This is a genomic window from Modestobacter sp. VKM Ac-2985 (assembly GCF_026967925.1).
GTDB lineage: Bacteria > Actinomycetota > Actinomycetes > Mycobacteriales > Geodermatophilaceae > Modestobacter.
In genome coordinates this window covers 21658-46529 of the sequence record NZ_JAPVBI010000001.1, presented here as the reverse complement: position 1 = coordinate 46529, position 24872 = coordinate 21658, and the positions used below count along the sequence as shown (strand labels likewise).

Sequence of the window (24872 nt, the reverse complement as noted above, 5' to 3'; positions counted from 1 at the left end):
GGAGGTGCCCGTGACCCTCGCTGCCGACACACACCCTGCGACGCTGCCCGGACTGCTCACCGACCTGCTGCGCGTGGTGCGCAGCCACCTCCCCCGGCCCGCCGCTGAGCCGGTGAGCACCGGGGACGCGCTGGTGCGGGCGCTGTGCCACGACATGCGCAGCCCGCTGGCCGCGCTGGAGGCGGCGCTGAACCGGCTGGAGGACGACGAGCGCCGGCCGGAGCTGCTCGACCTCGCCCGCGCCCAGGCCCAGCACCTGGCCTCGATGCTGCGCACCGCGCAGGCCACCGGTGGGGCGACCGAGCGGGCGTGCACCCGCGGGCTCGTCGACGTCGTCCGTGCCTCCGTCGCCGCCTCTGGCCTGCCCGACCACCAGCTCCGGGTCGAGTTCGGTGACGACGCCGCCGACGTGACCGTCGCCGACGCCCGCGTTCAGCGGATCCTGACCAACCTGCTGGAGAACGCCCACCGGCACGGCCGGGGCCAACCGGTCCGGCTGCGCGCCGACCGACGGAACGGCTGGGTCGACCTCGCCGTGACCCAGCTCGGGGTGCCGGCCGATCAGGTGCTCGGGCACCTCAACCAGCTGACGCCACCGGTCGACCTCAGCGGGCTGGGGCTGTGGTCGGTGCAACGGCAGACCCACGAGCTCGGCGGGCGGCTGGCGTGGTCCCGGGGCACCGACGGCGCCTTCACGCTGTGGGTCCGCCTGCCCGATCGCTGACGGGCGCCACTCGAGAGCACTCCCTCGGGCCCGGCACGAGGGAGTGCTCTCCCAGGTCGGCCCCTGGGGGCCAGCGGACGGCACGGGGGTGACACCGGGAGGGGGCATCTGTCTGGTGTCACCGCGAGGGCGGCGACAGCGACCGACGCAGAGGGAGAACGCCCGTGTTCACGCACACCCACGCACTCCAGTTCGAGGCCAAGCCCGACGGCCCCGACGCCGACTTCGCCCGCAAGATGCAGGAGGTGCTGGGCGGCCAGTGGGGTGAGATGACCGTCGCCACCCAGTACCTGCTGCAGGGCTGGAACTGTCGCCTGCCCGGCAAGTACAAGGACATGCTGCTGGCCATCGGCACCGAGGAGCTGGCGCACGTCGAGATGATCGTCACGATGATCGACCGGCTGCTGGACCACATGCCGCTCAAGCCGGACGCCGCGGACCGCACCAAGGAGGCCGCCGCCGGCTACGGCCAGCTCAACCCGCAGCACGCCATCGCCAACGGCGGCGGCGCGTCCTACATGGACAGCATGGGCAACCCCTGGACCGGCGCCTACGTCACCGCCAGCGGCAACCTCTACGCGGACTTCTCCTACAACGCCACCGCCGAGATGCAGGGCCGGCTGCAGGTGAGCCGACTCTGGAACATGACCGACGACCCGGGCGTCAAGGACCTGCTCCGCTTCCTGATCACCCGCGACCACATGCACCAGCAGCAGTGGCTGGCGGCCATGGAGGAGCTCAAGGCGGACGGCCTGGACGGGATCCCGGTCCCGGAGGCGTTCCCGCTGGACGAGGAGCTGCCGGAGTTCGCCTACGCGTTCCTCGACGCCTCTGACGGCCCCGATGCGGCCAACGGCCGCTGGGCCAACGGGCCGGCGCTGGACGGCACCGACAACCAGCTGACCGCCCGGCCGATCGCGGCGAACGCCGACGCACCGATCCTGCCGCCGGGCGACCCGCGCCTGTACGGCACCCCGCCGGTGCCGATGCAGGGGATCCTCCAGAAGGCCAAGGACGCCCTCAAGTGAGGCGTCGCCCCCTGTGATCCGCCACCGGGGGCACGCCCGCTGCGCCGTCGCCGTGCCGGCGCCCCGGCTCCGCTCCCCCGCGGACCCGGGACGCCGGCCCGGCGGGCGCCCGAGCACTCGCTGGAGGTACGCCGTGCACCTGCCCGTCCCCACCCCCCACCTCTCCCTGCCCCGGCTGTCCCTGCCCCACCTGCCGGACCTGCACCTGGCCGGGCGGCTCCCCGTCGCCACGGTGCTGCTCTCGGTGGTCTACGCCGCGGCGATCGTCGTCGCCCTCCTCGCCCCCGGTGAGCACGTGGTCGCCGGTTGCGTGGTGCTGGCCGGGCTGGTCAGCCGCTCCGTCGTCCGTCGGCGCCGTTCCGCCGCCGGTGCGGTCAGCGCCGCGACGGTCACCGTCGACGCCGTCCTGCCCGAGGCAGCGCGGGAGGAGCCGGTCACCGCCCCGGCCGCCGCCTGAGACACCCGGGGACGACGCGAGGCGCGCCCCCACCGGGGACGCGCCTCGCGCCTTCAGGACCTGCTCAGCTCAGGCCCTCAGTGGGCGACGGCCTTCTCGGCACCGATGCCGGTCAGCGACCGGACCTCGAGCTCGGCGTACTTGTCGACGTCCGGCTTCTCCTTGGAGACCTTCGTGCCCAGCCAGCCGAGGAAGAACGACAGCGGGATGGAGACCAGGCCCGGGTTCCGCAGCGGGAACCACGCGATGTCGAAGTTGGAGAACATCGCCGTCTCCGACCCGGACACGACCGGCGAGAAGATGATCAGACCGATGCAGACGATCAGCCCGCCGTAGATCGACCACAGCGCGCCCTGGGTGGTGAAGTTCTTCCAGAAGAGCGTGTAGAGGATCGTCGGCAGGTTGGCCGAGGCCGCCACCGCGAAGGCCAGGGCCACCAGGAAGGCGATGTTGATCCCGGCCTGCAGCGCCAGGATGCCCAGGCCGATGGAGACCGCGCCGATGACGACGGCGGTGATCCGGGCGACCCGGACCTCCGCGTTCGGGTCGCCCTGGCCCTTCTTCAGCACCGAGGCGTAGACGTCGTGGGCGAAGGACGCCGACGCCGTGATGGTCAGCCCGGCCACGACCGCGAGGATCGTGGCGAAGGCGACGCCGGCGATGATGCCCAGCAGCACCGTGCCGCCGAGCTCGAAGGCCAGCAGCGGCGCCGCCGCGTTGACCCCGCCGGGTGCGGCGAGGATCGCCTCGGAGCCCACCAGGGCGCCGGCGCCGTAGCCGATGACCAGGCTGAACAGGTAGAAGCCGCCGATCAGCCAGATGGCCCAGACGACGGACTTCCGCGCGTCCTTGGCGGTGGGCACCGTGTAGAAGCGCATCAGCACGTGCGGCAGCCCGGCGGTGCCGAGCACCAGGGCCAGCGCGAGGCTGATGAAGTCCAGCCGGGTGGCGTTCGAGACCCCGTACTGGGCGCCGGGCTCCAGGACCTGCTGGCCCTCCGACGCGACCGCGCCGCCGAGCAGCGAGGAGAGGTTGAAGCCGTACTCGGCGAGCACCCAGATCGTCATGACCAGGGCGCCGGCGATGAGCAGCGTGGCCTTGATCATCTGCACGTAGGTGGTGCCGCGCATGCCGCCGACCAGCACGTAGAAGATCATCAGCGCACCGACGACGACCACGACCAACGCCTCGGCCGCGGCGCCGCTCACCCCGAGCAACAGGGCGACCAGACCACCGGCACCGGCCATCTGGGCGAGCAGGTAGAAGAGCGAGACGAACAGCGTGGAGATGGCCGCCGCGGTGCGCACCGGCCCCTGCCGCATCCGGAAGGCCAGCACGTCGGCCATGGTGAACCGGGCCGTGTTGCGCATCAGCTCGGCGACCAGCAGCAGCGCCACCAGCCAGGCGACGAGGAAGCCGATGGAGTACAGGAAGCCGTCGTAGCCGTAGATGGCGATCGCCCCGGCGATGCCCAGGAACGAGGCCGCCGAGAGGTAGTCACCGGCGATGGCCAGGCCGTTCTGGGTGCCGGTGATGTTGCGGCCGGCGGCGTAGTAGTCGGCGGCGCTCTTGTTGTTCCGGCTGGCCCGGAAGGTGATGATCAGCGTCACCACCACGAAGGCGCCGAAGATCGAGATGTTGATCGCCGGCTCGCCGATGGTCGCGCTCTCGGCGGCGAACAGGTCAGCCACGGGGGGTCTCCTCGTTCCGGGGGGCGGCGAACTCGTGGGCCTCGAGGCGGGTGCGCATCTCGTCGGAGATCGGGTCGGTGTTCTTGCTCGCGTGCCGCACGTAGAGCTGGGTGATCAGGAACGTGCTCACGAACTGCCCCAGACCGAGCAGGATCCCGAGGTTGACGTTGCCGAACACCTGCGTGGACATGAAGTCACCGGCGTACGTGGAGAGCAGGACGAACAGCGCGTACCAGACCAGGAAGGCGACCGTCATCGGGACGGCGAAGCTGCGGAACCGGCGACGCAGCTCGGTGAACTCCGGGGAGTCCTGCGCCGCGCGGTACTCCTCTGGGGTCAGCAGCTTGCGTTCGTTCGGTGGCGTCACATGGCACCTCACTGTGTGTTGCCTGTCGGGTGATCGCGGTCACCCTAGGGTGTCGGCACTCACAATGGGAGTCGAGGTGTCCCGATAGTTACCGGAACGGTCTCGCCGGACGCCTGAAGTCCACGCAGGGGCAACGCCGGGGAAACGGTCGACTGGTGCCATGGACGCATGGCCTCCTCCAGGACCACGAGCTCCCGGACCCCGGACTCCCGGACCGGTTCGCCCTGGGCCGACGGGCGGGTCACGGCTGCCACCGGGTGGTTCCCCGTCGCCCGATCCAGCGAGGTGGGGACGACGCCGCTCCAGGTGGGCGCCGGCGGGCAGGCCTACGTCGTCCTCCGCACCCGGCCCGGGGCCGAGGTGACCGCGTTGTCGGCGCGCTGCCCGCACCGGCTGGTGCCGCTGACCACCGCCACCGTCGTCGACGGGCGGGTGCAGTGCAGCTACCACGGCTGGCAGTTCAACGCGGAGGGCCGCTGCGTGGAGATCCCGTCGCTGGGGCCGGTGGGCACCCCACCGCCGCGGGCGGACCTCTCCGCTCCCTGGGTGGTCGAGGAGCGGGACGGCTGGGTGTGGCTGGCTCCCGACCCCACGCCGGCGGCCCGCCCACCGCGGACGAACGGGACGGCGCCCTCGCCGGAACCGGTGCCGGACCTGCCGCCGCCGGACGGACCGGTCCTGGACAACCTGCACCCCGCGCTCGAGCACGCGTGGCACCCGGTCGCCCTCGCCGCCGAGCTCCGCGAGGGCGGCTACGTGCAGACCCGGCTGCTGGGCCGCACCTGGACGGTGCACCGCCGGGCCGGCGGGGCGCTGGACGCCGATCCCCCCGCGTGGGGAGTCGCCGAGCGCCTCGGCGTCGTCTGGATCGCCCCGGCCGAGCCGCGCGACGAGCTGCTCGCCGTCCCGGAGACCGCCGCCCGGGAGGCCGTGTCCGGCTGGCTGCCCCCGGTACGCAGCCCCGCATCGGCCGGTGCACTCGCCGACGCCTTCCTCGACACGTCCCGTCGCCCGGTGCACCCGACGCCGGAGGCGCCGGAGCCGGCCGTCCCGGTGCTGACGTACGAGCGTGGCGGCTTCTCCGGCGTGCAGGAGGAGCGGGCGGGCCGTCTGCGGGTGACCGCCGTCCACCGGGCCCCGTTCCAGCTGGTGCGGCGGGAGGAGGACCTGCGGACGGGGCTGGTCACCACGGTCGTCCGGCTGTTGCAGCCCGAGGACGCCGACTCGACCCGGGTGCACACCTGCGTGCTCGTGCAGCAGACCCGGGGCACGGCGTCCCCCGACGCCCTCGCCGCAGCCCTCGCCGAGGCCGCTGCGACCGCCACCGTGGTGCTCGACGAGGACCTGGCGCTGCTGGCCCGGGTCGGCAGCACGGGGCTGCCGCTGCTGCCCCGGGACGAGCTGCACGTGCGGGCCGACCTCCTCGGGGTGGCCCTCCGCCGGGTGCTGGCCGACTTCACCGCCGACTGCACCGCGGTCGACCAGGCCGACCTGCTGCAGCGCCGCGCCTCCGCCTGACCCCGCGGGGCATCGCCGGCGGCCGCGGGGCGGGACCGGTGCGATGGTCCCGTGAGCCGCTACGGTTCGCCGCCGTGACGACGATCTCTGCGGAGCTGACCGACCTGCCCGAGCTGCGCGTGGTGGGGGTGCAGCTGGAGGCCCCGTTCGAGGAGCTGCGGCACCGGGTGCCGATGGCCTGGAAGGCGCTGCTGCGCCGGGCCACCGAGCTGCCGGACCCCGCGGCGACGGGGTACGTGGAGGCCAGCGAGCACCTCGGTGGCGGCCGCTACCGGGAGACGGTCGGGGTGCTCACCGGCGCGGACACCGCGGTGCCGGCCGGCATGCGCGCCGTCGTCCTGCCCGCAGGGCGCTGGGCCCGGTCGGTCCACGACGGGCCGCTGGTCCAGGTCGCGGAGGGCTTCGGCCGGCTGCACGACTGGTGCGCCGACCAGGGGCTGACCTCGGGCGGCCTCAAGCTGGACACCGGGTACGACGCCGACGGCGGCGGCCCGCACGTCCTGCACGTCGACGTCCCGGGCCCGGCCTGACCGTCAGGCCGGCGCGGGCTCCTCGTCCGCGGCGAAGGCGTTCGCCACCAGCTCCCGATGGGCGGCGAGCAGCCACCACAGCGCGCCGGCGAGCACCAGCTGGACGGCGCCGGAGACGGCGAAGACGGTGGGCACGCTGGTGGCGTCGGCCAGCAGCCCACCGGCCAGGGCACCCAGCGGGATGCCGCCCCAGACCAGCGTCCGGTAGCCGCCCTGCACCCGGCCGAACAGCGCCTCCGGGATGAGCGCCTGGCGCAGCGACATGGTGAGCACGTTCCAGAACAGCACGCCCGCCGTCCCGGCCGCGAACAGCACCCCGGCCACGACACCGTTCTCGGTGACGGCCATGCCCCCCAAGGCGAGCGCCGCCAGCACGCACCCGGCGACCAGCGTGGCCGTGCGTCCGATCCGGCGGGCCAGCGGCGCAGCGGTCAGCCCGCCGACCACCGCGCCCACCGCGGAGGCGGTCAGCAGCAGGCCGAACCCGGCCTCCCCGATCTCCAGCGTGTCCAGGGCGTAGAGCACGAAGACGCCGGTGGTCATCGCCGAGGTGAGGGCCGTGCTCGCCGAGACGAGCGTGAGGCCGCGGAGGAAGCGATGCCGCCACAACCAGCCCACGCCCTCGGCGACGTCGCGGCGGATGGTCGTGCGCGGGCCCGCATCCCGGACCGGCCGGTGGCTGCCGGCGATGCCGACCACCAGGACGGCGGCGAGCAGGAACCCGCCGGCGGCGGTGAGCAGCGGCGCGGCTGCGGCGAGGACGAAGAGCACCGAACCCAGCGGCGCGCCGATGAAGCCCTGGCTGGCCTCCTCGGCGGTGGTGAGCAGCCCGTTGCCGCGGTCGAGCTGGTCGCGGCGGACCACCTGCGGCAGCATCGCCCGGGCCGCGCTGTCGTACACGGTCTCGGCGACCCCCACCGCAAAGGCCACGGCGTAGAGGACGACGAGCGACACCGTCCCGGTGAGCACGGTGGCGGCCAGCGCGGCCAGGGCGACCGCCCGGACGACGTTGGCGACGGCCATCGCGCGCTTGCGATCGGTCCGGTCGACGAAGGCACCGGCCGGCAACGCGAACAGCAGCCAGGGCAGGAAGGCCAGCGCCGTCAGCCCGGCGATCGCGACCGGGTCGCGGGTCAGGGTGGCGGCCAGCAACGGCAGCGCGACGCGGTTCACCCCGTCGGCGAGGTTGGAGGCCGCGCTGGACGACCAGAGCCGCCAGAACGCCGGACCGAGGGGCGAGGACACGACCGGCACCCTGCCAGTGCCCTCGGACGACCCGCAGCCGGGCGCCGACCCGAGGCTCATCCCGGGGGCGGACACGCGGTTCACCCCGCGGGACGACGACGGACGGCACCGGGCTGCCTAGGGTCGGCAGCATGGACCAGCCGCTGTTCGAACGGGTGGCGGCGTGGGCCAGGCGCCACCCCTTCGACGCGGACGTCGTCCTCGCCTGCCTGGTCGCGCTGGTCACGGTCCCGGTGCCCGGCCTGTCCGGGTACAGCGGATCGAGCCCGGCGGCGACCGTCCTGCTGGGTCTGGCGCTGTGCGCGCCGCTGGCCTGGCGGCGCCGCCGCCCGGTCGCCGCCGCTGCCGTGCTGGTGCTGGTCTGCCTGCTCCAGCTGCTCATGCTGCCCGGTGAACTGCTGCTCGCCGACGTCGCCGTCCCGATGATGGTCTACGCGCTGACGGCCCACGGTCCCCGCTGGGCCGGCCGGGCCGGGCTGGTCGCCGGGTTGCTGGGCGCGGTGCTCGCCGCAGCCACGTTCTTCGCGGGGTCGTCGCCCGACGTCGTCGTCACCACGACGGCCCTGCTCGGGGCGCTGGTCGCCGCGGCCTGGGTGCTGGGGTCGCTGCGCCGCACCCGCGCGCGGGACGCGGCATCGGCCGGGGTCCCCGCCGATGCCGGCCAGCCACTGCTGGAGCGGGCGGCGACGTGGCTGCGCCAGCACCCCTTCGGTGTCGACGCCGTCCTCACCGCCGTGGTCGCGTTCGTCGTCGTCGTCGCGTCGACCGGCTACACCGCCGGGGCCGCCGGCGTCGCGATGGTGCTGTCGCTGGTGCTGGTGGTCCCACTGGCCTGGCGACGGCGGAGCCCGGTCCGTGCGGCCGCGGTCGTGGTCGCCGCCAGCCTGCTCGAGCTCGTGCTCGTCCCGGGGTACTTCCTGCCCGCGAACATCGCCGCCCCGGTGATGGTCTATGCGCTGGCCGCCTACGCCCCGCGCCGGGCCAGCCGCGCCGGGCTGGCCATCGGGCTGGTCGGCGCCGTGCTCGCCTCGGCGGTCTACTTCGGCGGCGGCACCTGGTACGGCTTCGTCTTCGCCGCCGGCGTCATCGGCGTGCTGGTGGTGGCGTGCTGGGCGCTGGGCGACCTGCGCCGGGCCCGGCTGCAGCAGGTCGCCGGCCTGGAGGAGCGTGCCCGGCTGCTGGAGCTGGAGCGGGAGCAGGAGATGCGGCTCGCGGCCTCGACCGAGCGGGCCCGGATCGCCCGGGAGATGCACGACGTCGTCGCCCACTCGCTGTCGGTCGTCATCGCCCAGGCCGACGGCGGGCGCTACGCGGGGCAGCACGACCCGGCGGCCGCGACCGGCGCCCTGGAGGCGATCTCAGCCACCGGCCGGCAGGCGCTGACCGACATGCGCAAGCTGCTCGGGGTGCTGCGGGAGGGCGACGGGCAGGAGTACGCCCCCCAGCCAGACGTCGCCGCGATCGAGCAGCTCGTGGCCGACGTCCGGGCCAGCGGCCTGGCCGTCGACCTGATCGTCGAGGGCGCCCCGCGACCGATGCCGGCCGGCGCCCAGCTGGCCGCCTACCGGATCGTGCAGGAGTCACTGACCAACGTGCTCAAGCACGCCGGCCCGGCCGGTCGGGCGTGGGTGCGGCTGCACTGGCGGCCCGATGCGCTGGAGCTGGCCGTGCTGGACGACGGCCGGGGTGCGTCGGCGGCGATCATGGAGTCCGACGGGCAGGGACAGGGCCTGCTCGGCATGCGGGAGCGGGCCGCGCTGCACGGCGGGCAGCTGACCGCCGGACCACGGACGGGCGGGGGCTTCGGCGTCCACGCCTCCCTGCCCTACGGTTCCTCCCGATGACGAACAGCCCGATCCGTGTGGTCCTCGTCGACGACCAGCAGCTGGTCCGGGCCGGGTTCCGGATGGTGATCGACTCCCAGCCCGACCTCACCGTGGTCGGGGAGGCCGGGGACGGCGCCGCGGCGGTCGAGCTGCTGCGCCGGACACCGGCCGACGTCGTGCTGATGGACGTCCGGATGCCCGGCACCGACGGCATCGCCGCGACCGAGCTGGTGACGGCGCTGCCCGAGCCGCCCCGGGTCGTCGTGCTCACCACCTTCGACCTCGACGAGTACGTGGTGGCCGCGATCGGGGCCGGGGCCAGTGGCTTCCTGCTCAAGGACGCCCCGCCGGAGGAGATGCTGGCCGCGGTGCGCACCGTGCACGCCGGCGACTCGGTGATCGCGGCCAGCTCCACCCGCCGGCTGCTGCAGCACGTCGCGCCGATCCTCCGCGGGGCCGGCAACGGGGGCGGGACCAGCCAGGTCGACCCGAGTGCGCTGGCCGAGCTCACCCCCCGGGAGCGGGAGGTGCTGGTGCTGATGGCCTACGGCGCGTCCAACACCGAGATCGCCGCGCAGCTGTTCGTCAGCGAGGCGACGGTGAAGACCCACGTCGGCCGGGTGCTGTTCAAGACCGGCTCCCGGGACCGGGTGCAGGCCGTCGTCCTGGCCTACCGCACCAGCCTGGTCGCCCCCGCCGACCTGCTCCGCGACGCCCCCGCCTGACGTCCGCACGGTCGCCTCCATCGAGTGCGGAGCTGTCGACGCCTGCCGGCACGGCGAAGCGTCGACGAGACGGCACTCGGCGCGGCCCAGGGGCGGGGCATGCCCCTGGGGGATGACCCCGGGTCAGCCCACAGGTGCACCACAGCCTCCGTGGAGACCAGCCCCTGCGGCGACGCGGGCGGAGGCCTCAGGGCGAGAACGTGATCACGTCCCGATCACCGCCTCTGGAGGCCGAAGTGTCCGTCCCCGTCATGACCGTCCCGGGTGAGCCCGCGGCGACGCAGTCCGCCGCCGTCCACGCCACCGACCTGCGCAAGACCTACGGCTCGGGTGAGACCGCGGTGCACGCCCTGGCCGGCGTCGACGTCGCGTTCGACCGGGGCGCGTTCACCGCGATCATGGGCCCCTCCGGCTCGGGCAAGTCCACCCTCATGCACTGCCTGGCCGGCCTGGACACCGCGACCGGCGGCAAGGTCTGGCTCGGCGACACCGAGCTGACCAGCCTGCGCGACGACCAGCTGACCACGCTGCGCCGCGAGCGGATCGGCTTCGTCTTCCAGTCCTTCAACCTGCTGCCGGTGCTCAACGCCCAGGACAACATCCTGCTGCCGATGCAGCTGGCCGGCCAGCGCCCGGACCGGGCGTGGATGGACTCCGTGATCGGCCGGCTGGGCCTGCGCGACCGCCTGAACCACCGCCCGCACGAGCTCTCCGGCGGCCAGCAGCAGCGGGTCGCCGTCGCCCGGGCGCTGCTCCCCCGCCCCGACGTCGTCTTCGCCGACGAGCCCACCGGCAACCTGGACAGCCACGCCGGTGCCGAGGTGCTGGACCTGCTGCGCTCCAGCGTGCGGGAGACCGGCCAGACCGTCGTCATGGTCACCCACGACCCGGTGGCCGCCGCCTACGCCGACCGGGTCGTGCTGCTGGCCGACGGCCGGCTCGCCGGCGAGGTCCACCAGCCCACCACCGACTCGATCATCAACGCGCTCCGCGGACTGGGGGCCTGACCGTCATGCGCGCAGTGACCCTGGCGAGCATCCGGGCGCACGCCGGCCGGCTGGTCGCCTCGACCCTGGCGATCGTCATCGCGGTGGGCTTCGTGGTCGCCACCCTGGTGCTCAACGAGACCACGAAGGCCACCGTCCTGGAGGCCGCCGGCGCCCAGTACGTCGACACCGACGTGGTGGTCACCTCCGACAGCGGCACCGGCCTGGCCCAGCACGTCGACACCCTCACCGCGCTGACCGCCGTGCAGGCCGTCGACCCGACCTGGCAGACCTCCGTGCAGGCCGTGGCCCCCGGCCGCACCGGCGCCCAGTACCTGCTGGTCGAGTCGGTGGCCGGCGACCCGGGGCTGCGCTGGCAGCAGCTGAGCGCCGGCTCGCTGCCGCTGCGTCCGGGCGAGGTCGCGGTCAGCGAGCGCGTCGGCGCCGCCGTCGGCGACGTCCTGCCGGTCACCACCTACGACGACGAGGGCACCGGCACCACCGTCGACGCGACCGTGACCGGCGTGGTCGACCTGGGCGGCGACCCCACCGCCGGCGTCTACGGCAAGGCCTACGTCACCGCCGACCAGGCCCAGGCCTGGGGCGCGACGGAGCCGAGCGAGCTCCGCATCGCCGGCCCCGCCCGCACCGACCCGGGTCTGCTGGCCGACGAGGTGCGCGCCGCGCTGCCCGCCGAGGACCTCACCGTCCGCACCGGGACCGAACAGGCGGTGGAGTCCGTCGCCATGCTCACCGGGGACGCCGCCTGGCTCACCACGACGCTCCTGGTGTTCGCCACCATCGCGGTGCTCGTCGCCGGGCTGGTCATCGCCAACACCTTCGCCGTCCTGCTCGCCCAGCGGACCCGCGACCTGGCGTTGCTGCGCTGCATCGGGGCGACCTCCCGGCAGGTGCGCCGGAGCGTGCTCGGCGAGGCGGTGCTGACCGGGCTGGTGGCGTCGGTGATCGGCGTGCTCGCCGGCATCGGGCTGTCGGCCGCCGTCTCGGCGGTGGTGTCCGGCATGGACTCGCCCATCCCGCTGTCCGGGGTGGCGGTGCCGCCGTACGTCGTGCTCGTCGGGATCGCCGTCGGCACGGTGACCACGCTGATCGCCGCGCTGGCCCCGGCCCGCGCCGCCACCCGGGTCGCCCCGCTCGCCGCGCTGCGCCCGACCGACCCGGCGCCGCTGCGCTCCCGCGGCGGCGTGGCCCGACTGGTGACCGGTCTGCTGCTCGCCGTCCCCGGTATCGCGCTGATGGCGCTGGGCGTGGTCGCGCCGGACATCCTGATCGCGCTGGCCGGCGGGGTGCTCAGCTCCCTGGGGCTGCTGCTGCTCGCACAGCGGGCAGTGCCGCCGATCGTCGCCGGGGCGGGCCGGTTGCTCGGCCGCGTGGGCGGGCTGCCGGCCCGGCTGGCCACCGGCAACGCCACCCGCAACCCCCGCCGGACGGCGGCCACCGCGACCGCCCTGCTGATCGGCGTCACGCTGACCACGGCGATGGTCGTGGGGGCCAGCTCCACCCGGGCGACCGCCCAGGCCGGCCTCGCCGCGGCCTACCCGACCGACGTGATCGTCGAGAGCTACGACGAGCCGGTACCCGCCACGCTGCAGAGCCAACTGGAGTCGGTCGACGGCGTGGTCGAGGCCGCCGGTCTCACCGCGGCGATGGTCACCGGGCCGGACGGGGTGGAGAGCTGGGTCAGCGGCGTCGACAGCGCGGAGGCGCTCCCGGTGCTGCGCTCGACGAGCGACGTGACGCTGCCCGAGCTCGGCCAGGTGGTGCTCTCCGCCTGGGAGGCCGAGACCTGGGGCGCGCAGCCCGGCGACGCGCTGACGCTGACCTCCGCTGACCGCTCCCGCACCCTGACCGTGCTGGCCGGGGAGACCGACCGGACCCTGCTGTCCAGCACCGACCTGCAGGCGCTGGTGCCCGAGGCAGCCGTGGAGACGGTGTGGCTGCGACTGGCCGACGGCGTCGACCAGACCGCGGCGACCGACGAGGTCACCGACCTGGTGGGCGCGGCACTGCCGACCTCGTTCGTCACCGGCCTGGCCAGCGAGCGGGCCGCGATCGACCAGGTGGTCGACGTCCTGCTGCTGGTGGTCACCGGGCTGCTCGGCGTGGCCGTGCTGATCGCGCTGATCGGGGTGGGCAACACCCTGGCCCTCTCGGTGGTCGAACGGCGCCAGGAGAGCGGCCTGCTGCGGGCCCTCGGCCTGACCCGTGGCCAGCTCCGGGCGCTGCTGGCCTGGGAGGCGGTCCTGGTCGCCGGCGTCGCCGCGGTGCTCGGGGTGCTGGTCGGTGGCGCGTACGGCCTGGTCGGGGTCGCCTCCGCGCTCGGCGAGATCGGCGAGGTCGTGATCAGCATCCCGTGGCTGCAGGTCGGCGCGATCGTGCTGGTCGCCACGGTGGCCGGACTGCTGGCCTCGGTGCTGCCGGCCCGGCGGGCGGCGAAGACCCCGCCGGTGGCCGCGATCGCCGGCTGACGAGGGGCTCCCCCCACCCCGGTGACCCAGGGCAGGAACCCCCCGGACGCTTGTGCTCTGCTCACCCCCGGTGAGCAGAGCACAAGCGTCTTCCCCATCACTTCCTGGGCAACGCCCAGCTGCGTCGGGGATGCTGGGGACGTGCCGTTCCTCCGTCGTGTCGCCACCGCCACCGCTGCCACCGCCCTGCTGGGCGGCGTCAGCTGGGTCGCCCGCGCCGCCTGGGGCCTGCCCGTCGCCCTCGGCGCCAGCCAGCGCCGGCTCCGTCCGACCGTCACCGGCTCGTCCCAGTTCGCCGAGGGCAAGTTCCACAACAACCTGCCCACCCCGGCGCTCGCCCCGGCCAACGCCCGGGACGGCCTGCTGCGCCAGTGGCACGAGGACCGGCACAAGGGGCTGCCCGGCGGGCCGATCCCGCTGACCGTCCCCGAGGTGCCCGAGCAGGCCGCCGAGCTGGCGGTCACCTGGTTCGGGCACTCCAGCGCCCTGCTCGAGATCGACGGCCGGCGGGTGCTGGCCGACCCGGTGTGGGGCGCTCGGGTGTCCCCGTCCCCGCTGCTCGGCCCCACCCGGCTGCACGAGCCCCCGGCGCCGGTGGAGAGCCTGCCGCCGGTCGACGCCGTGCTGATCAGCCACGACCACTACGACCACCTGGACCTGCCGACCGTGCGGGCCCTGGTGCGCGAGCAGTCGGCGCCGTTCGTCGTCCCGCTCGGCATCGGCGCGCACCTGCGCCGGTGGGGCGTGCCGGAGGACCGGATCGTCGAGCTGGACTGGGACGGCACCACGACCGTCGCCGGGCTCACCCTCACCTGCACCGAGGCTCGGCACTTCTCCGGCCGGTTCTTCGCCCGGGACACCACGCTCTGGTCGTCCTGGGTGGTGGCCGGCCCCCGGCACCGGGTGTTCTTCGGCGGGGACACCGGCTACACCCCGGCCTTCGCCGGGATCGGCGCGCGCCTGGGGCCCTTCGACCTGACGCTGCAGCCGATCGGCGCCTACAACGACGCCTGGCACGCCATCCACATGGACCCGGAGGAGGCCGTGCGCGCGCACGGCGACCTGGGTGGCCGGGTGCTCGTGCCGATCCACTGGGCGACGTTCAACCTGGCCTTCCACCGCTGGGCCGAACCGGTGCAGCGGCTGCTCGCCGCGGCCGAGGCCCGCGGGGTGACGGTGGTGATCCCCCAGCCCGGTGAGCGGGTCGACGTGCTGGCCCCGCCCCCGGTCCGCGACTGGTGGACGGCGGTCGGCTCGGCCGACGACGTCCCCCCCGGCCGGCCGACGGATGCCCCCGCCCGCGCCCGGCGGCTCGCCTCCCGGCGGGCCGGCAGCCGGGGCTGACAGCAGCGCCGGCCGGCGGGCTCAGCCGACCAGCAGGGCGCTCCGGTCGGTCCGGGTCAGCGCCCGGCCGGCCAGCGCCACCAGGACGACGGCGGCCGCGCTGATCGCGGCCACGGCGACCTGCTGCGACCCCTCGGCGGCAGCGATGCCGAGCAGGCCCCAGATGACCGCGGCCGCGAACGGGCCGGCGGCGACGTAGGAGCCGAGGAGCACCGCCGCGGCGATCCCGGCGACCGTGACCAGCGCGGCGACCGCCCAGGCCTGAGCCGCGAGGGTGTCCGGGGACAGCCCGAGCGCCACCCCGGCGCTGCCCACCGCGGCCACCGACGCCACGGTGAGCCAGCCCAACAGCAACCCCGCGGTGGCCCGCGGCAGGAACCGGGCCAGCCCGTCGGCCGGCACGGTCTGCAGCCGGACGTAGGCGACGGCGGCCGCCGCGGTGATGCCGAAGATCAGCACCGTGGCGACGTACTGCCAGGCCCCGTCCAGGGGGAAGACGACCTCCCAGACGGCGTTGCCGGCGAACGCGATCGCCAGCGGCCACCCGGTGCGCCGGTGCACCTCGCGCCCGCGCTGGGCGGGCAGCGCCTGGTAGACCGCCCAGGCCAGCGACCCGGCGAAGATCAGCCCCCAGATGCTGAAGGCCCAGCCGGCCGGGGTGACCAGCGAGCGGTCGGCGTCGCTGACGTCGCCGACGCTGCGGCCGGCGATGGCGGCGCCCAGCGGGCTGCCGACGATCTGGGCGACCGCCGCAACGACCACCGCGACGACGCGGGGGGTGTCCCTCATCGGTTCCTCCTCGTCCGCTCCTGCTCGTCGGCTCCCCCTGGTCCGTCGAGCCACCGGGATCGGCCGCGTCCGCAGGCGGGCTACCCGGTCAGGGCGGCGAGCACGCCGGGGAGCTCCAGGAGATCGGGGACCTCGTGCTGCGGCTGCGGCCCGTCCGGGTCGACCCGGTGCCCCGGCCGACGCACCCGGACGACGGTGAGCCCGGCCTCCAGCGCGCCCCGGGTGTCCCGCGCCGACGCGGGGACGTGCACCCCGGCCCCGGCCTCGGCCGCCCGCTGGTAGATCTCCGGGTGCGGCTTGTAGGCGTGCAGCCGCTCACTGGTCAGGACGGCGTCCGGGTGCACCAGGTCGGCGGCGCGGGTGCGGGCGAACAGGTCGTCGTCCACGTTGGACAGCACCCCGACCCGGTGCTGCTCGGCCACCAGCGGCAGCGCCCGGCCGACGTCGGGCCACAGCGGCCAGTCCGGCAGCGACGCCAGCAGCGCGAGGGTGTCCGCGGTGGCGTCGGCGTCCAGGCCCCGGGCCGCGTAGGTGTCGGCGAGGGCGCGCCGGCAGTGCTCGGCGAAGGGCACCCAGTCGGTGACGTCCTTCTGGGAGGCCTTGTTGCGGGCGTCCCAGTCGTCGTACAGGTCGCTGCCGGCGACGTCCCAGCCGCGCCCCTGCGCGAGGGAGTCGAACGTCGCCGAGCCACCCGCCCGGGAGTCGATCAGCGCGCTGAACAGGTCGAACGTCACCAGGGCCATGCGCCCATCGTGGCCCTCCCGGCTCAACGCAGCAGCTTGGACATCCGCCGGTCGGCCAGCGGCTTGCCGCCGGTCTGACAGGTCGCGCAGTACTGCAGCGAGGTGTCGGCGAAGGACACCTCGCGCACGGTGTCCCCGCAGACCGGGCAGGGCAGCCCGGTGCGGGCGTGCACCTGCAGGCCGGCCCGCTTCTCGCCCTTGAGCGTCGCCGCCCGCTGCCCCAGCTGACGGTCCAGGGCCCCGGTCAGCGTCTCCCGCATCGCGGCGTGCAACCGGAGCAGCTCGTCGTCGGTGACCTTGTCGGCCATCTTGAACGGGGAGAGCCGGGCGGCGTGCAGGATCTCGTCGGAGTAGGCGTTCCCGATCCCGGAGAGCACGGTCTGGTCGGTGAGGGTGCCCTTGAGCTGGGTGCGCCGGCCGGCCAGCAGCGCCCCGAGGGTCTCGGCGTCCAGCTCCAGTGCGTCCGGGCCGAGCCGGGCGATGCCCGCTACCTCGGCCGGCGAACGCACCACGTAGACCGCCAGTCCCTTGCGGGTGCCCTGCTCGGTCAGGTCGAAGCCTTCGGGCAGCTCACCCTCGCGCGGCTCCAGGTGCACCCGCAGCGCCAGCGGCCCCTTGCCCGGCTTGGGCGGTGCGGTGGGCAGGTTCTGCCGCCAGTGCAGCCAGCCGGCCCGGGCCAGGTGGACGACCAGGTGCAGCCCGGAGACGTCCAGGTCGAGGAACTTGCCGTGCCGTGCGGCGCCGGTGAGCTCCAGCCCGGCCAGCGAGGAGAGCGGCGGGTCGAAGGTCTTGATCGCCTGCACCGCGGCCAGGTCGACGCGCGTCACGATCCGGCCGACCGCGTTCTCCCGCAGGAACGCCGCCAGCGCCTCCACCTCGGGCAACTCGGGCACCCGCCCATGATCCACGCCGGACGCCGTCCCCGTCGTCCCCCGTCCGGGCAGAAATGGCCATTTCTGCCCTGGGTCAGCCGACGGCGGCGGCCATGCGGTCGACGATCGTGCGGAGCAGCGGGCGGGGGGTGGCCAGGTTCAGCCGCACGTGCCCGGCGCCGGGGGCACCGCACTCCGGGCCGTCGACGAGCGCCACCCCGGCCTCGCGCAGGAAGAACTCCCCCAGCGGTTCCTCGATGCCCAGCTCCCGGCCGTCCAGCCAGGCCAGGTAGGTGCCCTCCGGCGGGGTGTACCGCACGCGCGGCAGGTGCTCGGCGAGCAGCTCGGCCAGCAGCCGGCGGTTGCCGTCCAGGTACGCCAGGACGTCGTCCAGCCACTCCTCCCCGTCGTCGTACGCCGCGGTGCTGGCCAGCACCCCGGGGGTGGAGGCGCCGTGGCCTGCCAGCTCGCCGACCTCGGCCCAGTGCGCGGCGTCGGCGGGGTTGGACAGCAGCAGCTGCGCGGCCTTGAGCCCGGGCACGTTGAACGCCTTGGACGCCGACGTCGCGGTCACCGTGTGCCGGGCCGTGGTCTCCGACAGCGCGGCGTAGGGCCGGTGCACCGCACCCGGGTACACCAGCGGTGCGTGGATCTCGTCGGCGAACACCCGGGCGCCGTTGCGGTCCACCACCTCGGCCAGGGCGAGCTGCTCGTCCGCGGTGAACACCCGGCCCACCGGGTTGTGCGGGTTGACGTGCACCAGCAGGGCCCCGCGGGTCAGTGCCCGGTCCAGCGCCGCCAGGTCGTGGGTCGGCCGGCCGTCGTCGCCCGGCACCATCGGCACCTCGACGAGCTGGCGGCCCATCAGCCGCGGCACCTTCAGGAAGGGCATGTAGGCCGGGGTGGGCAGCACGACCGGGGCACCGGGCGGGGTGAAGTGCTCGATCGCGGCCTGCAGCCCGGCGACGACGTCGGCCAGCGGGGTGATCCACTCGGCCGGCAGCTGCCAGCCGTACCGGCGCAGCTGCCAGCCGGCGCACGCCTGCGCCATCGCGTCGGCGACCGGGCCGGGCAGGTAGCCCAGCGCCCCGGCGTCGACCGCGTCGTGCAGCGCCCGGGTCACCACCGGCGCCGTCCCGAAGTCCATCTCGGCGACCCATCCGCCCAGAGCGTCGCCGTACCGCGTCCACTTGAGGCTGCCGGCCGAGCGGAGTGCGTCCTCGCTCAGTGCGTCGAAGGAGGTGCCCACCCGCTCAGTCTGCGTCGCCCGGCACGTCGGCGGTGGCCCCGGGCTCGGCGCGGGCCGACTCCTCCACCGCTGCCGCGACCGCCTGGGCGACGGCGGGGTCGAAGACGCTGGGGATGATGTAGTTGGCGTTGAGCTGGTCGTCGCCCACCACCGCGGCCAGCGCGTCGGCGGCGGCCAGCAGCATGCCGGGGCGGATCTCCTTGGCCCGGGCGTCGAGCAGCCCGCGGAAGACGCCGGGGAACGCCAGCACGTTGTTGATCTGGTTGGGCAGGTCCGAACGGCCGGAGGCGACGACGGCGGCGTACTGCCGGGCCCGCACCGGGTCGACGTCCGGTGTGGGGTTGGCCATCGGGAAGACCACCGCCCGCTCGGCCATCCCGGCCAGCACCTCGGCCTGGATCACGTTGGCCGCGCTTACCCCGATGAACACGTCCGCGCCGACCAGTGCGTCGGCCAGCTCACCCCGCCGGCAGCCGGGGTTGGTGCGCCGGGCCAGGTCCAGCTTCGCCGGGGAGAGCCGCTCGTCGTCCGGGGAGAGGACGCCCTCCCGGTCCCAGACCAGCACGTTCGTGGCCCCGGCCTCCAGCAGCAGGGTGACGATCGCCGTCCCGGCCGCCCCGCCGCCGGCGACGACGACCGCGACGTCCTCGAGCTGCTTGTCCACGACCCGCAGCGCGTTGCGCAGCGCGGCGAGCACGCAGATCGCCGTGCCGTGCTGGTCGTCGTGGAAGACCGGGATGTCCAGCTTCTCCCGCAGCCGGGCCTCGATCTCGAAGCAGCGCGGGGCGGAGATGTCCTCCAGGTTGATCCCGCCGAAGCCGGGGGCGATGAGCTCGACGGTGCGCACGATCTCGTCGACGTCCTGGGTGTCCAGCGCGATCGGCCAGGCGTCGATGTCGCCGAACCGCTTGAACAGCGCCGCCTTGCCCTCCATGACCGGCATGGACGCGCCCGGCCCGATGTCGCCCAGCCCCAGCACCGCCGAGCCGTCGGTGACCACCGCGACCGTGTTGCCCTTGATCGTGAGCCGGCGGACGTCCTCGGGGTGCTCGGCCAGCGCCAGGCAGACCCGGGCGACGCCGGGGGTGTAGGCCATCGACAGGTCGTCGCGGGTCTTGAGCGGCACCTTGGAGGCGACCTCCAACTTGCCGCCCAGGTGCAGCAGGAACGTGCGGTCGCTGACCTTGCGGACGTGGACGTTCTCCACCGCATCGAGGGCGGCGACGACCTCCTCGGAGTGCTCGGCGTCGGCGGCCGAGCAGGTGACGTCCACGGTGAGGCCGTCGGGTCGGGACTCGACGACGTCGATCGCGGTGACCGCACCACCGGCGTGGCCGACCGCGGTCGCGATCCGGCCGACGCTGGCCGGGTCGCCGTCGGCGGTGAGCCGCACGGTGATCGAGTAGGACGCCGACGTCACCGGCCCGCGGTGGACGACGGGTGCGGCTGCCGAGTCAGGAGTGAGGGACGTCACCGGACCATCGTGGCATCACGGACCCGGTTCTTCCACCTGTCGGGCGATCTATCCCACCATGCGGAACTCAGGTCGGTAGTTCGGCGGCTCGCTGCTCGACCCGGGCCTTGAGTCCGACCGCGAACTGGCGGAAGGCCGGGTTGAGGTCGGGCACGGTGCGGATCATCAGCGGCGCCAGCGGGCCGCGGTACTCCTCGCGCACGGTGAACGCGGTGCTGCCGTCGCCCTGCGGGTCGAGCCGGAAGGTGCGCTCGGCGACGAACAGGTCCAACGGCAGGCCGCTGTGCCAGCGCATCGACTCCGCCGGCCGGATCTCGGTCACCGTGGCCCGCAGCGGCCGGCGGCGGGTCCCGGTGGCGACCAGCAGCAGCGGGGCACCGAGCCGCACGGCGCCCTCCACCCGGTCGATCCCGGAGTTCCAGTCACGCCAGCCGCCGACGTCGACCAGCACCGCCCACACCTGTTCGGCCCCGGCGTCGATGCGGGTGGCCGCCTCGTAGCTCCTCATCGGGGCCGAGTGTGCTCTTCGTCACCCCTTGGTGGAAGGGTCAGCCTCGGCGGCGCCGGGTCCGGCGGCGCACCGCCCGCGGCGACCTCGCCCAGCCGGTCCCCCCACGCCACGAGCCCGTCGCTGTCCACGCCGTGCCGGGCGGCAGCCGGCCCGGCGGTGGCCAGCGACCGGGCACCCCGGGTCAGCAAGGTGGCCGCACCCGGCAGGTTGCCGCGCAGCACATGGGTCAGACCGACGGCGAGCTGGGCCAGGCCCCGCCAGAGGTCCCGCTCGTCGTCCGGGCCGGCCTTCCACGCGTCCTCGAGCACCTCGTGGGCGTGGAACGGCCGGCCGGCGTCCAGCAGCTGCTGCGCCTCTGCCAGCGTCTGGCCGGGCGTGCGGACCAGCCCCTCCGGCGCCCGTGGCTCACCCGGCGACCCGTGCGGCAGCGGCCGGCCCAGTGCATCGCGCGGTCGGGCGCTGCGGGCCCGACCGGTTTCGTCCCGGTCGCGCGACTCCCCGGGCACGTCAGCGCAGGACGGTGGTGAGCCGGACCTGCACGCCGTCGCCGGCCTCGGTGATGTCGACGTGGTCGCACAGCTGGCGGGCCAGCCACAGCCCCATGCCGCCCAGCGACAGGTCGTCGCCGTGGGCCGGGCCGTAGCCGATGAACGGGTCCTGCAGCCCGGCGCCGTGGTCGGTCACCGTACAGACCAGCCGGTCCTCGCCCGCCCACAGCCGCAGGTCGACCGGTGGCCGACCGTGGCGCAGCGCGTTCGTGGTCATCTCGTCGACGGCGAGGAGGAAGTCCTCCAGCGCGGGCTCGGAACCGGTCGGCAACCGGGCGTCGGCGGCCCGGGCGGCGAGGTCACGGCGCAGCCCGCGCAGGTCGCGCACCGAGTCCGCGTGCACCAGCGGCTCGGTCGACTCCAGCGGCTCGGGCGGGACCGGCAGCGAGGCCAGGTACTCCCCGGGGTCGACGTGGTCGGGGTTCACCTGCCCCTGCCCGTCGACCTGGAGCACCGGGTGGGTGGCCCGGGCGGCGTCGACCAGGGGCGCCGGCATCCGCCGGGTGTCGCACAGGCAGAGCACCATCAGCGGGTCGTCCCCGGTGCGCTGCGCCTCCGCGAGCTGGTGGTCCAGGACGGCGTCGTACCGCTGCCACTCCCGCCAGGTGTCGTCGTCGGCCCCGGGCACGGGCTCCAGGACGACGCGGACCACGGGGCTGGCCGCCACCCGGTGGCGCTCCCCGAGACGGCGGACGGCGGTGATCGCCGCGGCCGGTCCGTTCCCGTACACCTCGGACCACGGGACCCAGGTCACCTGCGGCCGGTCGCTGAGCGCGTGCTGCAGGAGCTGGGTGGTCCGGTCGCTGCAGGCGACCACGACCGGTTCCCCGGCGTCCAGCCCGGCGCAGACGAAGGCGACGGTGCCGTCGACGAACTCGGCGTCCGAGGCGCCGATCAGCGCCCGGTGTCTGCCGGACCCGGCTGCCCCGTCCATGCCTGCTGATCCCCGTCCTGCCCGTCGCGGAGCCGCCGTCCTGGCAGCCGTGTCCAGGCCGTCCCTACCCGCTCACGGCCCACCTAGGCGTACAGCCGGCTGGTAGCTCCACGGAGGCCGGGGACGCGGGTTGCCGCGCGGCCACATCCGTGGAAGATGGTCAGCGAGGACGGCCGCCGTACGGCACGCCGCCCCCGCACCGACCCGCGGTCGACTCGACCGGTCCGGACCTGGAGGGGGCGACATGACCACGTCCACAGCACTGGCCGACCATCCCACCGACGACGCTCTGCCCGACCTGGACGCCGCCCGGGAGCACGTCGCCGCCCGCGCGCTGCACCCGGCGCCGACCGGGCCGATCGGGCTGGAGCTCGAGGCCCACCTGGTCGACCGGGCCTCCCCCGGCACCCGAGTGCCCTGGCACCGGGTCACCGCCGCCGTCGCGACGCTCCCCCCGCTGGACGGCGGCAGCCGGGTCACCCTGGAGCCCGGCGGCCAGGTCGAGCTGTCCGGCCCGCCGGCCGCCGACGTCACCGCCGCGGTCACCGCCCTGCGGGCCGACCTCGCGGCCGTCCGGGGCCGGCTGGCCACGGCCGGCCTGGGGCTGGCCCCGTTGGGCGCGGACCCGTGCCGCCCGGCGCAGCGGGTGAGCCCGGGCTCCCGCTACGTGGCGATGGAGGAGCACTTCCAGGCGCTGGGGCACCGAGCGGCCGGGGTCACGATGATGACCAGCACCGCGGCGCTCCAGGTCAACGTGGAGGCCGGGCCTCGACCCGGGTGGGCCGCGCGGGTCCGGCTGGCCCAGGCGCTCGGCCCGGTGCTGGTGGCGGTCTCCGCGTGCTCACCGATGCTGGCCGGCAGCGAGACCGGCTGGCGTTCCGGGCGGCAGCGGATCTGGGCCCAGTTGGACCCCGGTCGCTGTGGACCCCTGCCCGGCGGGCCCGACCCGACCGACGAGTGGGCTGCGTTCGCCTTGGCGGCGCCGGTGATGCTGGTGCGCGGGCCGGCGGGCGAAGCCGCCCCGGTGCGCGACCGGACGTCGTTCGCGGACTGGGTCCGCGGGGCAGGGCCGACCGATCGGCGGCCGACCGTGGCCGACCTGGAGTACCACCTGACCACGCTGTTCCCGCCGGTCCGACTGCGCGGCTATCTGGAGTTGCGATACCTCGACGCCGCGCCCGAACCGTGGTGGCCGGCGCTCTCGGCGGTGGCCGGCACCCTGCTCGACGACCCGGTAGCCGCCGACACCGCCGCCGCGGCGACCGAGCCGGTCTCCGGCCGCTGGGAGCAGGCCACCCGGATCGGACTGGCCGACCCGGAGCTGCACGCGGCCGCCGCCGCCTGCCTGGAGGTGGCCGTGCGCCGGGCCCCGGCGGGCCTGCGGGCGCAGGTCACGGCGCTCGCCGAACTGGTCGAGCGCCGGGCCAGCCCCGGCGACGCACTGCTGCACACCGCCCGGACCGCCGGCCCGGCGGCCGCGCTGCTGGCCGCGACCCACGACACCGAGGAGGCGACGTGACCGACCTGAGAGAGACCCTGGCCCAGGAGCTGAGCCGCGCCCGGGACCGCACCCTGGTGCTCACCGAGCTCGACGAACCCGAGCTGCTGCGACAGCACTCGCCACTGATGAGCCCACTGGTCTGGGACCTGGCCCACATCGGCCAGCAGGAGGACCTGTGGCTGCTGCGGGGTGGCGACGCCCGGTGCACGGGGGTGCTGCCGCCGGACGTCGAGCAGCTGTACGACGCCTTCACCCACCCCCGGGCCGCTCGGGTCCGGTTGCCCCTGCTGCCGCCGGTGGAGGCCCGGGCGTTCTGCGCCGATGTGCGCGGCCGGGTGCTGGACCGGCTCGACCGGTCCGGCCCGGACGACGACCCGTTCGACGTGGCGACGACGCCGTTCAACGTAGCCATGGTGGTCAGCCACGAGGAGCAGCACGACGAGACGATGCTGCAGACCCTCCAACTGCGCACCGGCCCGGCGCTGCTGGGCGCCGGCTCCCCGCTGCCTCCCGGCCGGCCCGGGGTGGCCGGTACGACGGTGCTGGTCCCCGGCGGGCCCTTCCGCCTCGGGGTCGACGGCACCGAGGAGCCGTTCTCCCTGGACAACGAGCGGCCGGCGCACGTCGCCGACGTCCCGGCGTTCCGGATCGGGCGGGTGCCGGTCACCAACGCCGAGTACGCCGCCTTCGTCGCCGACGGCGGCTACACCGACCCGCGCTGGTGGTCCGCCCGCGGCTGGCAGCACCGCTGCGACGCCGGCCTCACGGCACCGCAGTTCTGGGGGCCCGAGGGCACCCGGACCCGGTTCGGCCTGGTCGAGGAGCTGCCGGCGGACGAACCGGTCCAGCACGTCACCTTCTTCGAGGCCGAGGCGTACGCCGCCTGGGCGGGCGGCCGGCTGCCGACCGAGGAGGAGTGGGAGAAGGCGGCCGTCTGGGACCCGGCCACCGGCGGCCGGCGGCGGTTCCCGTGGGGCGAGGCAGACCCGACCGCGGAGCTGGCCAACCTCGGCGGCTCGGCGCTGCGCCCAGCCCCGGTGGGCGCCTACCCCGCCGGCGCGTCGGCGCTCGGGGTGGAGCAGCTGATGGGCGACGTGTGGGAGTGGACGTCCTCGGACTTCCGGCCGTGGCCCGGTTTCACCCCGATGCTCTACGCCGACTACTCCGCCCCCTTCTTCGGCGGCGACTACAAGGTGATGCGCGGCGGTTCCTGGGCGGTGGGCGCCTCGGTGCTGCGGCCGAGCTTCCGCAACTGGGACCACCCGGTGCGCCGGCAGGTGTTCAGCGGCATCCGACTCGCCTTCGACGCATGACCGGAGCC

At 75.0% G+C, this 24872-nt stretch carries 23 protein-coding genes; 12 read left to right on the top strand and 11 right to left on the bottom strand.

Annotated elements, in window-relative coordinates:
- Positions 1–10: 10 nt before the first annotated feature.
- The 3 genes from O2V61_RS00230 to O2V61_RS00220 all read left to right on the top strand — a co-directional run bounded on the left by O2V61_RS00230 (position 11) and on the right by O2V61_RS00220 (position 2209).
- Entirely contained in the window at positions 11–724 is a 714-nt protein-coding gene (locus O2V61_RS00230; RefSeq protein WP_269181331.1) for a sensor histidine kinase, read from the top strand.
- Between the two features lie 164 nt (positions 725–888).
- Complete coding sequence (locus tag O2V61_RS00225) at positions 889–1752, top strand: manganese catalase family protein (protein ID WP_269181330.1); 864 nt, start codon at positions 889–891, stop codon at positions 1750–1752.
- A 133-nt stretch (positions 1753–1885) separates the two neighbouring features.
- On the top strand, positions 1886–2209 hold the full coding sequence (locus O2V61_RS00220) for a hypothetical protein (protein WP_269181329.1): 324 nt from the start codon (positions 1886–1888) through the stop codon (positions 2207–2209).
- Positions 2210–2286: 77 nt separating this feature from the next.
- Here O2V61_RS00220 and O2V61_RS00215 read toward each other — a convergent pair whose 3' ends face one another.
- Positions 2287–3900: a solute symporter family protein gene (locus O2V61_RS00215; protein WP_269181328.1), complete on the bottom strand. Its 1614-nt coding sequence runs from the start codon at positions 3898–3900 to the stop codon at positions 2287–2289.
- Entirely contained in the window at positions 3893–4267 is a 375-nt protein-coding gene (locus O2V61_RS00210; RefSeq protein WP_269181327.1) for a DUF485 domain-containing protein, read from the bottom strand. Before O2V61_RS00210 ends, O2V61_RS00215 begins: the two co-directional genes overlap by 8 nt.
- A 168-nt stretch (positions 4268–4435) precedes the next feature.
- On the opposite strand from O2V61_RS00210, the gene O2V61_RS00205 reads away from it, so the two are divergent.
- Positions 4436–5785, top strand: coding sequence for a Rieske (2Fe-2S) protein (locus O2V61_RS00205; protein ID WP_269181326.1), 1350 nt, complete (start codon positions 4436–4438; stop codon positions 5783–5785).
- Positions 5786–5859: 74 nt separating this feature from the next.
- Positions 5860–6315: a GyrI-like domain-containing protein gene (locus tag O2V61_RS00200; protein WP_269181325.1), complete on the top strand. Its 456-nt coding sequence runs from the start codon at positions 5860–5862 to the stop codon at positions 6313–6315.
- A 3-nt stretch (positions 6316–6318) separates the two neighbouring features.
- Here O2V61_RS00200 and O2V61_RS00195 read toward each other — a convergent pair whose 3' ends face one another.
- Positions 6319–7560, bottom strand: coding sequence for an MFS transporter (locus O2V61_RS00195; RefSeq protein WP_269181324.1), 1242 nt, complete (start codon positions 7558–7560; stop codon positions 6319–6321).
- A 131-nt stretch (positions 7561–7691) separates the two neighbouring features.
- Here O2V61_RS00195 and O2V61_RS00190 point away from each other — a divergent pair, with 131 nt between their 5' ends.
- From O2V61_RS00190 to O2V61_RS00170, 5 genes are all read left to right on the top strand, one after another.
- Complete coding sequence (locus O2V61_RS00190; protein ID WP_269181323.1) at positions 7692–9404, top strand: sensor histidine kinase; 1713 nt, start codon at positions 7692–7694, stop codon at positions 9402–9404.
- Complete coding sequence (locus O2V61_RS00185) at positions 9401–10111, top strand: response regulator (protein WP_269181322.1); 711 nt, start codon at positions 9401–9403, stop codon at positions 10109–10111. Before O2V61_RS00190 ends, O2V61_RS00185 begins: the two co-directional genes overlap by 4 nt.
- A 236-nt stretch (positions 10112–10347) precedes the next feature.
- Entirely contained in the window at positions 10348–11118 is a 771-nt protein-coding gene (locus O2V61_RS00180) for an ABC transporter ATP-binding protein (protein WP_269181321.1), read from the top strand.
- Between the two features lie 5 nt (positions 11119–11123).
- Positions 11124–13586 (top strand): ABC transporter permease, encoded by a 2463-nt coding sequence (locus tag O2V61_RS00175; RefSeq protein ID WP_269181320.1) that lies wholly within the window; start codon positions 11124–11126, stop codon positions 13584–13586.
- A 141-nt stretch (positions 13587–13727) separates the two neighbouring features.
- Entirely contained in the window at positions 13728–14930 is a 1203-nt protein-coding gene (locus O2V61_RS00170; protein WP_269181319.1) for an MBL fold metallo-hydrolase, read from the top strand.
- 21 nt (positions 14931–14951) lie between these two features.
- On the opposite strand, the gene O2V61_RS00165 is transcribed toward O2V61_RS00170, so the two are convergent.
- From O2V61_RS00165 to O2V61_RS00130, 8 genes are all read right to left on the bottom strand, one after another.
- Positions 14952–15719 carry a hypothetical protein gene (locus tag O2V61_RS00165; RefSeq protein WP_269181318.1) on the bottom strand — a complete coding sequence of 256 codons (768 nt, stop codon included), beginning with the start codon at positions 15717–15719 and terminating at the stop codon, positions 14952–14954.
- A gap of 80 nt (positions 15720–15799) precedes the next feature.
- Positions 15800–16462, bottom strand: coding sequence for an HAD family hydrolase (locus tag O2V61_RS00160; RefSeq protein WP_269181317.1), 663 nt, complete (start codon positions 16460–16462; stop codon positions 15800–15802).
- A gap of 23 nt (positions 16463–16485) precedes the next feature.
- On the bottom strand, positions 16486–17355 hold the full coding sequence (locus O2V61_RS00155; RefSeq protein ID WP_269181316.1) for an Fpg/Nei family DNA glycosylase: 870 nt from the start codon (positions 17353–17355) through the stop codon (positions 16486–16488).
- A 73-nt stretch (positions 17356–17428) separates the two neighbouring features.
- Positions 17429–18583, bottom strand: a complete 1155-nt coding sequence (locus tag O2V61_RS00150; RefSeq protein WP_269181315.1) for a MalY/PatB family protein — start codon at positions 18581–18583, stop codon at positions 17429–17431.
- A gap of 4 nt (positions 18584–18587) precedes the next feature.
- Positions 18588–20057, bottom strand: coding sequence for an NAD-dependent malic enzyme (locus O2V61_RS00145; protein ID WP_269181314.1), 1470 nt, complete (start codon positions 20055–20057; stop codon positions 18588–18590).
- A gap of 67 nt (positions 20058–20124) precedes the next feature.
- Complete coding sequence (locus tag O2V61_RS00140; protein ID WP_269181313.1) at positions 20125–20565, bottom strand: SRPBCC domain-containing protein; 441 nt, start codon at positions 20563–20565, stop codon at positions 20125–20127.
- The gene (locus O2V61_RS00135) at positions 20562–21074 is read right to left on the bottom strand and encodes a DUF309 domain-containing protein (protein ID WP_269181312.1); all 513 of its coding nucleotides are present in this window, start codon (positions 21072–21074) and stop codon (positions 20562–20564) included. Before O2V61_RS00135 ends, O2V61_RS00140 begins: the two co-directional genes overlap by 4 nt.
- Position 21075: 1 nt before the next feature.
- The gene (locus O2V61_RS00130; protein ID WP_269181311.1) at positions 21076–22050 is read right to left on the bottom strand and encodes an anti-sigma factor RsbA family regulatory protein; all 975 of its coding nucleotides are present in this window, start codon (positions 22048–22050) and stop codon (positions 21076–21078) included.
- A 244-nt stretch (positions 22051–22294) separates the two neighbouring features.
- Here O2V61_RS00130 and egtA point away from each other — a divergent pair, with 244 nt between their 5' ends.
- Complete coding sequence (gene egtA / locus O2V61_RS00125; protein ID WP_269181310.1) at positions 22295–23569, top strand: ergothioneine biosynthesis glutamate--cysteine ligase EgtA; 1275 nt, start codon at positions 22295–22297, stop codon at positions 23567–23569.
- Positions 23566–24864 (top strand): ergothioneine biosynthesis protein EgtB, encoded by a 1299-nt coding sequence (gene egtB / locus O2V61_RS00120; RefSeq protein ID WP_269181309.1) that lies wholly within the window; start codon positions 23566–23568, stop codon positions 24862–24864. The genes egtA and egtB overlap by 4 nt, the downstream gene beginning before the upstream one ends.
- Positions 24865–24872: the final 8 nt, after the last annotated feature.